We start from the raw sequence: 13,144 nt of genomic DNA on the forward strand, positions 1-13,144 counted from the left end.
AGCTAAGTTATCTATTATTCAATAATAGAGCAGTTAAATAATCTTTCCATCATTTAAACCAGATTATTAGACTGTTATAAGATAAATATTAGCCTAATAATCTAATTAAGAGAGTAATCAAGACGAAAATATTATAGAAGAGATTAATTCATTTGATTAAACAGGATTTTAATAAAACAATCTCATTTACCCTCACTAGTTGATTAGCAAATTAATTATTTAAATTAAATCTATGTGTTAAACATAATCAATTTTATTATTTAGTGACGTAGTTAGGGTCTTATTCTGAATAAATGTCCTCATATGCTATGCCGTAGCGCCTCGCTAACTAGCCAGTGATAAGCCCCCTCTATGCCGCGATTGCGGGTTTCGATTAGACGCCGGTGCCGCGCCCCACTAAACTTGTGACAAAATAGAATCAAGTTGTTAATGATTTCGTTACCCACTTGAAACAATAAAAACACCTGCGGCGTATCATTATGAAATTTAAATCGACCATAAAACCCTACACTGGCGCGGCTGGTGGCTGGGGTTCTCTTGAAGCCACCACGCGCTTTGTGCTCGACAGCAAGCAAGCATTGAAAAATATTCGTAACTTGCTGCGCGTCAATCAGGTTAAAGGCTTTGACTGCCCCGGCTGCGCATGGGGAGATGACAATCACAGCACTTTCAGTTTTTGTGAGAATGGGGCTAAAGCGGTCAGTTGGGAAGCCACGCGCAAGGCGGTGGAGCCGGAGTTTTTTGCTGAACACAGCCTCACGACGCTGCGCCAACAGAGTGACTATTTTCTTGAATATCAAGGGCGAATTACTCATCCCATGCGCTATAACCCCGATACAGACCGCTATCAACCGATCAGTTGGGAAAGCGCCCTTGAATTAATTGCTAAGCATATTAATGGGCTGGATAGCCCAAACCAGTTGGAGCTGTATACCTCAGGCCGTGCCAGTAATGAAGCTTCCTACCTTTATCAGCTATTTGGCCGCATGTTGGGGACAAATAACTTCCCAGATTGCTCAAATATGTGCCATGAAGCCAGTGGCACTGGGCTGAAACAGAGTATTGGGGTGGGTAAAGGCACCATTAGGATGCAGGATTTTGAGCTGGCTGATGCTATTTTTGTCTTCGGGCAGAATCCGGGCACTAATCACCCAAGAATGTTACACAGTTTGCGCCATGCCAAAGATCGCGGTGCGCGGATTGTCAGCTTCAATACCTTGCGCGAGCGCGGGCTGGAACGTTTTGCTGACCCACAAAATCCGATTGAAATGTTGACGCCAAAATCCTCGCCGATCAGTTCTGCCTATTTTCAGCCGAATCTCGGCGGTGATATGGCGGCGGTGCGCGGTATGGTGAAAGCGCTGCTGGAAACCCATCGCCATCAACTGGCCCAAGGGTTGCCCGGCTTATTCGATGAAACCTTTATTGTTACCCACACCCAAGGGATTGATGCTTATCTGGCGGCGGTTGATCAAACCTCATGGGCGCAGATTACCCAGCAATCAGGGCTCACGGAGACACAAATACACCACGCGGCAGATATTTATCAACATGCCGAGCGGGTGATTTTGACCTGGGCGATGGGCATCACCCAGCATAAACATTCAGTGATAACCGTCAGAGAATTAGCCAATCTGCAACTGTTGTTTGGTCAGTTAGGCAAGCCCGGTGCCGGTTTATGCCCGGTTCGCGGCCACAGTAATGTGCAAGGCAACCGCACCATGGGGATTGATGAAAAACCCTCGGCCGCGATGTTAGCGCGCTTAAGCCAGCATTTTGGTTTCACCCCACCGCAAGCCGCCGGTCATAATACTGTGGAAGCGCTGGAGGCGATGCTGCGTGGTGAAGTTAACGTGTTGATTGCCCTTGGTGGTAATTTAGCCGCTGCGGCACCGGATACCGAGCGCACCGCGCAAGCATTGCGCCGTTGTGACCTGACCGTGCATATCAGCACCAAACTGAATCGCAGCCACCTGATTACCGGCACTGAAGCCCTGATCCTGCCAACATTGGGCCGCACAGAGCGCGATATGCAGGCCACCGGTGCGCAATTTATCACAGTAGAAGATTCATTTAGCATGGTGCATGCCTCTGAGGGCGTGGGCAAACCACTGGCGGAGACTCAACACGCTGAAACGGCGATTGTCTGCGGTATCGCTAATGCGGTTTTTGCTCAACAGCCCGCTGAGAGTAAGGCGCTGAATTGGCTGGCATTAGCCGATGATTACAACTTGATTCGCGACCATATTGCCGCCACTATCCCCGGTTTTGATGATTTCAATGCCCGCTGTGAGCAACCGGGTGGCTTCTATCTGGGCAGTGCCGCTGCCGACATGCAATTTGCCACCCCCAGTGGGAAAGCCGAGTTTTGCGCATCCATGCTGCCGGAGAGTTTGTTCCCGCAGATTGCAGGCGTGCCCGCTCCCTTTGTGCTGCAAACCTTGCGCTCGCATGACCAGTACAACACCACCATTTATGGCCTCGATGACCGCTATCGCGGGGTTTATGGTCAACGGGAAGTGCTGTTTATTAACCCGCAAGATTTAGCCGAATTGGCCTTGAAAGATGGCGATTTAGTGGAAATTGAAACCCTGTGGAATGACGGAATCACCCGAAAAGTCAGTGGATTCAAACTGGTTAGCTATGATATCCCGCGCGGGAATCTGGCGGCCTATTACCCTGAAACCAACCCGCTGGTGCCCTTGTCCAGCTTTGGTGATGAGACCCACACACCCACCTCAAAATCCGTGCCGGTGACCGTGCGCCGCTGGCAACCGCCGCAAACCTTGCGGATTGCTTGAAGATAGGCCCCTGTTTCTAACAGGGAATTCCGCCTTCGGGTGATATGCCGCTTGCCCGATGGGGCTGATTCGCGTAAAACTGTCAGCCGGATTAATCCCACTCACTAGACCATTCACTGGACGATATGTTTCAAGATAACCCGCTGCTGGCGCAGCTAAAACAGCAACTTCACACTCAGACTCCGCGCGCCGAAGGCGTCGTTAAAGGTACTGAGAAAGGCTTTGGCTTTCTTGAGGTAGACGGGCAGAAAAGTTACTTTATTCCGCCGCCACAGATGAAAAAAGTCATGCATGGCGACCGCATTATTGCGACCCTGCACACTGATAAAGATCGTGAAATTGCTGAGCCGGAAACCCTGGTTGAGCCATTTTTATCGCGCTTTGTTGGCCGCGTGCAACGAAAAGATGACCGTCTGTCTATCGTTCCTGACCATCCTCTGCTGCGTGATGCTATTCAATGTCGTCCGGTGCGCGAACTGGCGCACGATTTCCAGACCGGTGATTGGGCCGTGGCCGAAATGCGCCGCCATCCATTAAAAGGTGACCGGGCCTTTAATGCTGATTTGACTGCTTTTATTACTGATGGTGAAGATCATTTCGTGCCTTGGTGGGTCACATTAGCGCGCCATAATCTGGAGCGTGAAGCGCCAGCGATGGTGGAATCAGCTCTGCATGATGTCAATCTGCAACGTGAAGATTTGACTGCGCTTAATTTTGTCACGATCGACAGCGCCAGCACCGAAGATATGGATGACGCCTTGCATGTGAAAGACAACGGAGACGGTTCTCTGTTGTTGACCATTGCCATTGCAGACCCTACTGCTTATGTCGATGAGAACAGTGAGTTGGATTTAATTGCCCGTAAACGCGCATTTACCAACTATCTGCCGGGCTTTAACATCCCGATGCTGCCACGCGATTTATCCGACAATCTCTGCTCACTGCGCCCGAATGAACGCCGCCCGGTATTGGTGTGCCGTGTCACTATCGCCGCTGATGGTGCGCTGGGTGATGACATTCAATTCTCTGCCGCCTGGGTGGAATCAAAAGCCAAACTGGTCTATGACGAAGTTTCTGACTGGTTAGAGGGTCAGGGTGACTGGCAGCCGCAGGATGCTGATATTGCGGAACAAATCACCTTACTGAAACGTGTTTGTGAAGCGCGCAGCCGTTGGCGTCAAGCCCATGCGCTGGTGTTTAAAGACCGGCCAGACTATCGCTTCCTGTTAGGCGAAAAAGGCGAAGTGCTGGATATCATTGTGGAGCACCGCCGCATTGCTAACCGCATTGTGGAAGAGTGCATGATTGCCGCCAACGTCTGCGCAGCTATTGCACTGCGTGATAACCTTGGCTTTGGCATTTATAACGTGCATACCGGATTTGATCCTGCGCTGGTTGAGCAAGCCGCCAATGTGTTGCAAGCCAATGGGGTGGAGGCCGATCCACAAGCGCTGCTGACCCTACCGGGTTTCTGTGAATTGCGCCGTCATCTTGATGCCTTGCCGACCCAGTTCCTCGACAGCCGCATCCGTCGTTTCCAGACATTCGCTGAAATCAGTACCGTTCCCGGCCCTCACTTCGGTTTAGGGCTTGAAGCTTACGCCACCTGGACCTCGCCAATTCGTAAATACGGCGATATGGTCAATCATCGCCTGCTGAAAGCCATTATTACCGGCCAGCAAGCAGAGAAACCACAGGATGAAATCACGGTGCAATTGGCTGAACGCCGTCGGTTGAATCGCATGGCTGAACGCGATGTCGGGGATTGGTTGTATGCCCGTTACCTGCAACCTATGGCGGGCACGGATACCCGCTTCCCTGCGGAGATCATTGATGTCACTCGCGGTGGTCTACGCGTTCGCTTACTGGATAACGGCGCAGTGGCCTTTATTCCTGCACCCTTTATTCACGCGGTACGTGATGAAATGGTGTGCAGCCAGGAAACCGGCACCATCCAGATCAAAGGTGAAACGGTCTACAGCCAGAACGACAAAATTGAAGTGCGCATTGCAGAAGTGCGGATGGAAACACGCAACGTGGTGGCCCGCCCAGTGGTTTGATAGAGTAACCGACTTTGACAGGGTAACCAACATAGATGCCGTTTGAAGTATGACGGGTAAAGCCGTGGTGATGCACAACATCCCACGGCTTAATGAGATGGTCATCCCCGCCCTATTACTTTGACCTCATGATCAGCACAGTCGGGTAGCTGTCACAGTCTGTAAGCAAATGATACTAATGGTGAGCAAAAAACAATTAGCTCATCACAGTTCTCACTTTCGCTACTTTTCTTTCACATTAAACCTCCTATGTTAACTAGCAGTTTGCATCTTTTTATCAAAATAGGTGCTGAAAACCGTTAAATCCCCCGTATAACAAGGAGCCGTTACTCATGAAAAACGTCAAGACTGTCGTCATCTGGCTGACCGTCGCGTTAATTGGTGCATTTGCTTTTGCCATGCTGGCACTGAACCGAGGCGAGAATGTCAATGCCATCTGGCTGGTGATTGCAGCGGTGTCTTGTTACAGCATCGCCTACCGTTTTTATAGCCGGTTTATCGCCAAGAATATCTTTGAACTGGATGACCGCCGTTTAACCCCCGCTGAGCGGCGTAATGATGGACTGGATTATGTTCCGACCAATAAATGGGTGCTTTTCGGTCACCACTTTGCCGCTATTGCAGGTGCCGGGCCGCTAGTTGGGCCTATTTTAGCCGCCCAAATGGGCTTCTTACCCGGCACTATCTGGATTCTGGTGGGGGTGATGATGGCCGGTGCTGTGCAGGATTTCTTGATCCTGTTCATCTCCACCCGCCGCGATGGCCGCTCATTGGGGGAAATGGCAAAACAAGAATTAGGGGCTTTTGCTGGCATTATCACCATGTTAGGCGCATTGGGGGTGATGATTATCATCTTGTCCGCACTGGCCTTAGTGGTGGTAAAAGCCTTGGCAGACAGCCCGTGGGGCCTGTTCACCATTGCGGCCACCATCCCAATCGCGCTGTTTATGGGCGTGTACATGCGCTTTCTGCGCCCAGGTAAAATCGCCGAAGTGTCGCTAATCGGTTTCGTGTTAATGATGGCGGCAATTATTTACGGCGGGAATATTGCGCTTCATCCTTATTGGGGGCCATTCTTCACCTTACACGGCACTACCCTGACTTGGGTGCTGGTTATTTATGGTTTTATTGCCTCAGTGCTGCCGGTCTGGCTGTTGCTGGCACCGCGAGATTATTTATCAACCTTCCTGAAGATCGGCGTCATTATCGGTTTGGCGGTGGGTATTGTGTTCGCCATGCCAGAAATGAAAATGCCCGCCGTTTCGCGTTTTATTGATGGTAGCGGCCCGGTCTTCTCCGGCAGCTTGTTCCCATTCCTGTTTATCACCATCGCCTGTGGCGCGATTTCGGGCTTCCATGCGCTGGTTGCCAGTGGCACCACGCCGAAACTGGTTGAACGCGAAAGCCACATTCGCTTTATCGGATACGGCGCGATGCTGATGGAATCATTCGTCGCAATTATGGCGCTGATTTGTGCATCGGTTATCGATCCGGGCGTTTATTTTGCAATGAACTCCCCGGCGGCGCTGATTGGCAGCACAGTAGAAAGTGCGGCGTTGGCTATCAACAGCTGGGGATTTGTCGTCACTCCTGAAACCCTGACCATGATTGCCAAAGATGTCGGCGAGAACTCGATATTATCTCGTGCGGGCGGCGCGCCGACTTTTGCCGTCGGGATGGCGCATATCATCAGTGAAGTCTTTAATAGCCGCAATATGATGGCATTCTGGTATCACTTTGCCATTCTGTTTGAGGCGATGTTTATTCTGACCGCCGTTGATGCCGGTACCCGTGCTTGCCGCTTTATGGTGCAGGATTTGGTCGGGGTGGTGGTGCCGAGTCTGGCGAATAACCGCTCCTGGTTAGGTAACTTATCCGGCACCACGGTGGCCGTGGCCTGCTGGGGCTTTTTTGTTTATCAAGGGGTGGTTGATCCGCTGGGCGGCATCAATACCCTGTGGCCATTGTTTGGTATTGGTAACCAAATGCTGGCGTCAATGGCGCTGATTTTAGGGACTGTGGTCCTGTTTAAAATGAAGAAGCAGCGCTATGCTTGGGTAACCATCCTGCCAACAATTTGGCTGTTTATTACCTCAATGACGGCGGGCTGGCAGAAGATTTTCCATGAAAAACCGAGTATTGGGTTCTTGGCTCAGGCGAAAAAATTCTCGGCGGGTGTCGAGCAAGGGGTTTTGATTGCCCCGGCCAAGAGCATTAAGGACATGGAAACTATTGTGTTTAACAATCAGATCAACGCCGCCTTGTGTGCCTTCTTTATGTTGGTGGCAGTGACCATGTTAATTTCATCTTTCTTCGTGATTCGGCGCGCGCTGAAATCCAGCAAACCCACCACGCATGAGACTGAAATTGTATTCCGTGAGGAGGCTGTTCGTGGCTAATGTCGATATCCCACTGCGCAGGCAGCACCCGACTCTGTTGCATAACCGGCCATTACCCGCTGGGCCGCGTCAGATTACGCGCTGCATACCGCTGGTTCCAATAGCAACTCGCCCGACCACGTTGTGGGCTTGGGTACGTTTGATTGCACGCCGGGTGGCACAAAGTTTTCGCTTGATGGTGGGAGTGCAGGATTATGGCAATTATGTCAATCATATGCGCCGTCATCATCCCGAGACACCGCCCATGACCGAGCGTGATTTCCACCGTTATTGTCTGGAGGCCCGTTTCCCTAGTGAAGCGGGTAAGTTGGGGAAATGCCCTTGCTAGGATAAAAGCCGTTTTATCCCGCCCCAGTAAGTGACACCGTAACGCCCGCTTAATGTCTTAGCGGGCGTTTTTTATGCTTTCATATATGAATGAAACATTAGTCCGTGAATAAAACATTAGTCCGTGAATAAAACATTAGTCCCTGAATAAAACATTAGCTCAAGATTGCCGAGCCAAATGCGCCCTGCCAATCATGTTCAAACTGTTCAACTGCGGCTTTAACCGCCGGTGTACTGATAAATTGCTCTGCAACATCCACAGGAATAGTCACTGACTGGCAACCCGCCAGTAAGCAATCCAGAACCTGCCGTGGCGTCCGGAAGCTGGCAGCCAACACTTTAGCGCCCGGCGCATGTAAGGTGAGCAACTGCTGTAATTCGCGCACCATGGCGATGCCATCCCCGCCCTGAGCATCTAACCGGTTAACATAGGGGGCAACATATTCAGCCCCGGCTAAAGCCGACAATAGGCCTTGTCCGGCACCGTAAACCGCGGTACCTAATGTCGGGATTGACATCGTTTTCAACTTTTTGATTGCCGCTAACCCTTCTGCGGTGGCGGGCACTTTGATAACCAAACCGGGAACTCGTTGTGACAGTAAAACGGCCTCCGACACCATCAACTCGCTGTCACTGGCCAACACTTGTGCGAAAAGTTTACCGGTTCCCCCCAATGCATCGCGCAGCGCAGGGAGCACTTCCCAGATAGGTTTGCCCGCTTTGGCCAAAATACTGGGATTGGTGGTGACGCCCTGCAAAGGCAGGATACGCGCCAGACGTTTAACTGCGGCCACATCTGCTGTGTCGAGATAAAGCTCCATAACAACCTCCGATTGGGATGATTAAAGCAGCCAGACTGGTTAGTCAAACCACCAGTAAAGCAAATAAAGTCACAAAGAATCATTAACCGCAATCATAGAGTAACTCTTAATCAATAACGTGATCTCGCTCAAACATCTTTCATTCGAAAGTGAATTACACTTCAAACGAAAGTTTATTTATTTGGCTGACCGATGATGAACCTAAGACAGCAAACAATTTTACAGCAAGTGAATGACCGCAAGCGGGTTAGCGTCAGCGAATTGTCGCAAACGACCCAAGTATCGGAAGTGACTATTCGGCAAGATCTTAATCTGCTGGAGAAACGGGGCTTACTCAAGCGCGTGCATGGCTCTGCTGTTGCCCTTGAAAGTGATGATATTGATGTTCGTATGATGCGCCATTTCTCGATGAAACAAAAACTGGCCAATCATGCCGCCTCGCTGGTCAATGACGGCGAAACAATATTTATTGAAAGTGGCAGTAGCAACGCCCTATTGGCCCATCAATTGGCCAAACGGCCGGGTATCACGCTGGTGACAGTCAGCGGCTATATTGCGCGGCAATTGAAAGACTCCGCCTGTGAAGTCATTCTATTGGGGGGGATTTATCAGAAGAAAAGTGACAGCATGGTCGGCCCACTGACACAACTGTGCTTGCGTCATGTGAATTTCAGTAAGGCATTTATCGGCATTGACGGCTATCAGATGGACAGCGGATTTACCGGGCGTGATATGTTACGCGCCGATGTGATTAACAGTGTGCTGGCAAAAGGTGCCGAAAATATCATCCTGGCGGATGCCTCTAAATTTGGTCAGGTACATCAAAATTTGCTGACCACTGACTCAGTGATCAGCAGAGTGATTACCGATAATCGCCTGCCCGCGTGCTATCAACAGCAGTTGGCGGCTCAAGGAATTCAAGTCGACATTTTGGGCGAGTAATCACTGAGTTATCATTATCAAACCGCCCTAATCGGAGCAATACCCATGGCAGAGATTACGTTTACCCGCGAACAAACACAGCGGATGACCTACAAACTTCAGCGTTACCTGGAGCAAGAACACAATATTGAGTTGGAAGACTTTGACACCGAGTTTTTACTGCAATTTATCAGCCGTGAGTTGGGTGCGCATTTTTACAATCAGGGAATCAATGACGCCATCACGCAAATCGAAGCAAAAATGCTCGATATCAGTGACGCCATATTGTGGTTGGAAAAACCCGTGCAAGACTAAACACGGGCGGCGGCTAAACACGGTGTTTATTGCCCATAATAGGCATTTTTCCCGTGTTTACGCAGGTAATGTTTATCCAATAATTGCGGCTGCATATCTGCCAATTGCGTGTTCAACTGGCGAGAGAAAATGCCCATATAAGCCAATTCTTCTAACACCACCGCATTGTGCACCGCATTATCAGCACTGCTTCCCCAGGCAAATGGCCCGTGCGAATTCACTAAAACAGCGGGCACATCTTCTGGCTTAATTCCCCGCTGTTGAAAAGTTTCGACAATGACATTACCGGTCTCCCACTCATAACGGCCAGCAATCTCTTCCGGGGTCATCAAACGGGTACAGGGAATAGTGCCATAGAAATAATCCGCATGAGTGGTGCCCCAGGCGGGTAAATCCAGACCAGCTTGCGCCCAGATAGTGGCATGGCGTGAATGGGTGTGAACAATGCCACCGATTTGTGGGAAATTAAGGTAAAGCGCCCGGTGAGTATCGGTATCCGACGAGGGTTTCTTGTTGCCCTCCACCACTTTGCCGCTGTCCAACTCCACGACCACCATGTCATCAACCGTCATGACATCATATTCCACGCCCGAAGGTTTAATCACCAGAAGCCCACGGTGCCGGTCGACGGCACTGACATTTCCCCACGTGAAAGTGACCAGATTATGGCGCGGCAGCGCCAAATTAGCGGCGAGCACCTGCTGCTTCAGTTCGTTGAGCATTGTCATATCCTGAATAACTGAATTTGTCTCATTTTCAGCGCCACAGGGGAGAATCGGTATGGGATAAATAGCTATAAACTGCGTGTAGATCGGCTAGAAAGTGCAGTATGAGAGATATACGCCCATACAACGAAGCTTTATTGCGCTGTGGCAAGAGGTTAATTCAGTCTTTGGCTTAAGATAATCCTTAATTCCTCCCCCTCGCGGTCAAATTAGGACTATTTACCTATTAAATGATTCACGGATATTTATACTGGTTTCTATTGGTGATAAAACAAGTTTTCAGCATTAATCCTGAAATTAAACTCAAACGCCGTTTTTTATTCTGACCGCTAACCTAATAAGATCGCGGCTAAAATCAATACAATGCCTATACTTAGTAAGGCAAATTCATTTTGATACGGATAGCTCAGGGCATATAAGTTGAAAGTCTGTCAGTTGAATGACCTGCTCGCCCCGTATTTAGCCACTGTCTGGAGAATTATTATGATGATAATCAATAAACGATTTGCTACTGCCGCACTGGCACTCACTCTGGCTTTATCTCTATCCGCCTGTTCTAACATGTCCAAACGTGACCGTAATACCGCAATTGGTGCCGGTGCCGGTGCAGTTGGCGGTGCAGTCTTGACGGGCAGTACCCTAGGGACGTTAGGTGGTGCTGCTGTGGGTGGGGTTATTGGTCATCAGGTCGGTAAATAACTTTTATCCTTCGTTCTTGTCGTTGCAGGGGTGTTAGCTGCGCTCACTTACCCGAATCACTTACTCGTGTAAGCTCATCGGGATACGTTTGCTTGCTGCCTACCTGCAACACCAATGACTTTGGATAAAATTTTGTGTTGTTGAAACTGTAGCGTTGTTGGCGGCTCTCATGCACCCGCCAGTTTGACTTTCATCCCTTTGGCTTCGAGCAATTGTTTGAGCAGATCGCGCTTATCTCCTTGAATTTCAATCACGCCATCTTTCAGCGCGCCACCACAGCCGCACTTTTTCTTCAATTCTGCCGCCAGCGTCTCCAGCATTTCATCACTGCCATCAATACCGGTAATCAGACACACACCCTTTCCTTTACGACCACGGGTTTGGCGCTGGATGCGAACAATACCATCCCCCTTAGGTCGCTGCGGTTTTACCTCGGGTTCAGTGATACGGCCAGAATCAGTTGAATACACTAAGCGGCTATTATCATGACTCATTTTGCCCCCTTAGGCAGCGACGCCAAAATATCAGTCAGGGCTTTTTCAGGATCAGGAGATTGGGTGATCGGACGCCCTATCACCATATAATCCACCCCTGCTAACACGGCTTGTGGCGGTGTCATAATGCGGCGCTGATCGCCAGCATCACTGCCCTCAGGGCGGATCCCCGGAGTGACCAATTTGAAATCCTCACCGCACACCTGTTTTAGGCGCACCGCTTCATGGGCTGAGCACACCACGCCGTCTAAACCGCAATCCCACGTCAATTTCGCCAACCGCTCAGCCTGTTCAGCGGGGGTGATGTTAATGCCAATATCACGTAAATCTTCGCCATCCATGCTAGTGAGCACGGTCACGGCAATCAGTAACGGCGCTTGCGGCCCGTAGGGCAATAAAGCCTCTTTTGCCGCGGTCATCATCCGCGCCCCGCCGCTGGCATGGACATTCACCATCCACACGCCAAGCTCCGCTGCCGCCGCGACAGCATGGGCGGTAGTGTTAGGAATATCGTGGAATTTCAAATCAAGAAACACTTCAAAGCCGAGTTGATGCAGATCACGCACTAATTGCGGGCCATATAAGGTAAACATTTCTTTGCCCACCTTTAACCGGCAGTCTCGTGGGTTAACACGGGAAGCAAAGGCTAGCGCCGCGTCTTTATTGGCATAATCCAGTGCCACAACAATCGGGGAAGATATTGAGCCACTGTTATTAATTTTAGTTGCAGACGTCATTTTCAAGCCTTTTCAGTCAGTCATTATTTTTCAGTCAATAAATACTGGTAACGCCCGCATTCTACAGGGTGTATCACAGAAATTACAGCAATCGGACGTCCGAGGTTTGCCGTCTGTTTGTCAGACTTTGATTGGGTGGGTCAATTTAGGGTTTCCCCTATATAACTAAAATCTGTTCCTCATCACGTGAACAAATTCAACTACTCCCAGTGTCTGGCCCTGCTTTGTGCGCCGGAAGGCTGAGGATCAAATGTGCGATTGCGCCACCAACCAGCCCCCAGAACGCGGAACCAATCCCCACAACGTCAGGCCAGAGGCGGTGATCAGAAACGTGATAATTGCCGCATCATTCATTCTCCGCTATGAGTCAGCTTCAGAGATATTATCCGCCAATTAATGGGGGATTTTCACCAACAGCCAATGTGAATTTTTTGTGACAGTTGTGTTATCCCCTAGACAGTTCCGCTTCCCTCGCTTAGCTTGGTGTTTTCCCTTAAGTTGAAGGTTATATGATGAGCGAAATATCTACCTTAACCATTAAAATCCCTCTGGAATTAAAAGAAAAAATCAAAGCCGCCGCCTTAGAAAAGCAATTTTCTCTCAGCACCGAAGTCTGCGAAAGATTAGAACAAAGTTTTGAGGTTGAAGTTAAAGGTAGCAAAAGCAGCCGTAAAGAGGCCAAGTTGCATCACAGCGAGATTGATAATCAAGGTGTGGAAGAAGTGTCAGAACAGCCATTGAGCCAGAAAGAATTGAAGAAATTGCGCCAATTGCTGAAAGATGGCGTTAAAGCCCCGCAGAAGAAAAAGTAAGCCATTTTATTGTCATACACGGCCTATTCATCG

The 13,144-nt window shown here is 49.8% G+C and carries 12 protein-coding genes and 1 pseudogene; 8 read left to right on the forward strand and 5 right to left on the reverse strand.

All coding sequences use genetic code 11. The features are described 5' to 3' along the window. Window positions 1-479: 479 nt before the first annotated feature. The 4 genes from FTA91_RS15430 to FTA91_RS15450 all read left to right on the forward strand — a co-directional run bounded on the left by FTA91_RS15430 (window position 480) and on the right by FTA91_RS15450 (window position 7,588). The gene (locus FTA91_RS15430; RefSeq protein ID WP_145535944.1) at window positions 480-2,801 is read left to right on the forward strand and encodes an FdhF/YdeP family oxidoreductase; all 2,322 of its coding nucleotides are present in this window, start codon (window positions 480-482) and stop codon (window positions 2,799-2,801) included. Between the two features lie 125 nt (window positions 2,802-2,926). Continuing rightward, window positions 2,927-4,861 (forward strand): exoribonuclease II, encoded by a 1,935-nt coding sequence (locus FTA91_RS15440; RefSeq protein WP_050114518.1) that lies wholly within the window; start codon window positions 2,927-2,929, stop codon window positions 4,859-4,861. Window positions 4,862-5,193: 332 nt separating this feature from the next. After that, window positions 5,194-7,260 carry a carbon starvation CstA family protein gene (locus FTA91_RS15445; protein WP_145535943.1) on the forward strand — a complete coding sequence of 689 codons (2,067 nt, stop codon included), beginning with the start codon at window positions 5,194-5,196 and terminating at the stop codon, window positions 7,258-7,260. Then, window positions 7,253-7,588, forward strand: coding sequence for a YbdD/YjiX family protein (locus tag FTA91_RS15450; protein ID WP_050114516.1), 336 nt, complete (start codon window positions 7,253-7,255; stop codon window positions 7,586-7,588). The genes FTA91_RS15445 and FTA91_RS15450 overlap by 8 nt, the downstream gene beginning before the upstream one ends. A 154-nt stretch (window positions 7,589-7,742) precedes the next feature. Here the strand turns inward: FTA91_RS15450 and fsa are convergent, their stop codons facing one another. Further along, window positions 7,743-8,408, reverse strand: a complete 666-nt coding sequence (gene fsa / locus FTA91_RS15455) for a fructose-6-phosphate aldolase (protein ID WP_050114515.1) — start codon at window positions 8,406-8,408, stop codon at window positions 7,743-7,745. A gap of 195 nt (window positions 8,409-8,603) precedes the next feature. Here fsa and FTA91_RS15460 point away from each other — a divergent pair, with 195 nt between their 5' ends. Beyond that, complete coding sequence (locus tag FTA91_RS15460) at window positions 8,604-9,350, forward strand: DeoR/GlpR family DNA-binding transcription regulator (RefSeq protein WP_050114514.1); 747 nt, start codon at window positions 8,604-8,606, stop codon at window positions 9,348-9,350. A 45-nt stretch (window positions 9,351-9,395) separates the two neighbouring features. Next, on the forward strand, window positions 9,396-9,644 hold the full coding sequence (locus tag FTA91_RS15465; protein ID WP_050114513.1) for a DUF2164 domain-containing protein: 249 nt from the start codon (window positions 9,396-9,398) through the stop codon (window positions 9,642-9,644). Window positions 9,645-9,670: 26 nt separating this feature from the next. Here the strand turns inward: FTA91_RS15465 and araD are convergent, their stop codons facing one another. Further along, complete coding sequence (gene araD, locus FTA91_RS15470) at window positions 9,671-10,366, reverse strand: L-ribulose-5-phosphate 4-epimerase (RefSeq protein ID WP_050114512.1); 696 nt, start codon at window positions 10,364-10,366, stop codon at window positions 9,671-9,673. 486 nt (window positions 10,367-10,852) lie between these two features. Between araD and osmB the strand changes: the two genes are divergently transcribed. Further along, window positions 10,853-11,068: an osmotically-inducible lipoprotein OsmB gene (osmB, locus tag FTA91_RS15475; RefSeq protein WP_032819938.1), complete on the forward strand. Its 216-nt coding sequence runs from the start codon at window positions 10,853-10,855 to the stop codon at window positions 11,066-11,068. A 167-nt stretch (window positions 11,069-11,235) separates the two neighbouring features. Here osmB and yciH read toward each other — a convergent pair whose 3' ends face one another. The 3 genes and pseudogenes from yciH to FTA91_RS20155 all read right to left on the reverse strand — a co-directional run. Next, window positions 11,236-11,562, reverse strand: coding sequence for a stress response translation initiation inhibitor YciH (yciH, locus tag FTA91_RS15480; RefSeq protein ID WP_050114511.1), 327 nt, complete (start codon window positions 11,560-11,562; stop codon window positions 11,236-11,238). After that, a complete protein-coding gene (pyrF, locus tag FTA91_RS15485; protein ID WP_050114510.1) occupies window positions 11,559-12,299 on the reverse strand; it encodes an orotidine-5'-phosphate decarboxylase in 741 nt (246 codons plus the stop codon). Before pyrF ends, yciH begins: the two co-directional genes overlap by 4 nt. A 196-nt stretch (window positions 12,300-12,495) precedes the next feature. Next, window positions 12,496-12,656: pseudogene (locus FTA91_RS20155) on the reverse strand (benzoate/H(+) symporter BenE family transporter); the annotation flags it as partial. Between the two features lie 155 nt (window positions 12,657-12,811). On the opposite strand from FTA91_RS20155, the gene FTA91_RS15490 reads away from it, so the two are divergent. After that, on the forward strand, window positions 12,812-13,111 hold the full coding sequence (locus FTA91_RS15490; RefSeq protein ID WP_050114509.1) for a hypothetical protein: 300 nt from the start codon (window positions 12,812-12,814) through the stop codon (window positions 13,109-13,111). Window positions 13,112-13,144 lie beyond the last annotated feature (33 nt).

Source organism: Yersinia thracica, assembly GCF_902170565.1.
Classification (GTDB): domain Bacteria; phylum Pseudomonadota; class Gammaproteobacteria; order Enterobacterales; family Enterobacteriaceae; genus Yersinia; species Yersinia thracica.

Excerpts from the sequence above, each read along its gene's own strand:
- fsa (WP_050114515.1), bottom strand. The coding sequence starts at position 8,408 with ATGGAGCTTTATCTCGACACAGCAGATGTGGCCGCAGTTAAACGTCTG.
- FTA91_RS15440 (WP_050114518.1), top strand. The coding sequence starts at position 2,927 with ATGTTTCAAGATAACCCGCTGCTGGCGCAGCTAAAACAGCAACTTCAC.
- araD (WP_050114512.1), bottom strand. The coding sequence starts at position 10,366 with ATGCTCAACGAACTGAAGCAGCAGGTGCTCGCCGCTAATTTGGCGCTG.
- yciH (WP_050114511.1), bottom strand. The coding sequence starts at position 11,562 with ATGAGTCATGATAATAGCCGCTTAGTGTATTCAACTGATTCTGGCCGT.
- pyrF (WP_050114510.1), bottom strand. The coding sequence starts at position 12,299 with ATGACGTCTGCAACTAAAATTAATAACAGTGGCTCAATATCTTCCCCG.
- FTA91_RS15445 (WP_145535943.1), top strand. The coding sequence starts at position 5,194 with ATGAAAAACGTCAAGACTGTCGTCATCTGGCTGACCGTCGCGTTAATT.
- FTA91_RS15490 (WP_050114509.1), top strand. The coding sequence starts at position 12,812 with ATGAGCGAAATATCTACCTTAACCATTAAAATCCCTCTGGAATTAAAA.
- FTA91_RS15465 (WP_050114513.1), top strand. The coding sequence starts at position 9,396 with ATGGCAGAGATTACGTTTACCCGCGAACAAACACAGCGGATGACCTAC.
- FTA91_RS15430 (WP_145535944.1), top strand. The coding sequence starts at position 480 with ATGAAATTTAAATCGACCATAAAACCCTACACTGGCGCGGCTGGTGGC.
- FTA91_RS15460 (WP_050114514.1), top strand. The coding sequence starts at position 8,604 with ATGAACCTAAGACAGCAAACAATTTTACAGCAAGTGAATGACCGCAAG.
- osmB (WP_032819938.1), top strand. The coding sequence starts at position 10,853 with ATGATGATAATCAATAAACGATTTGCTACTGCCGCACTGGCACTCACT.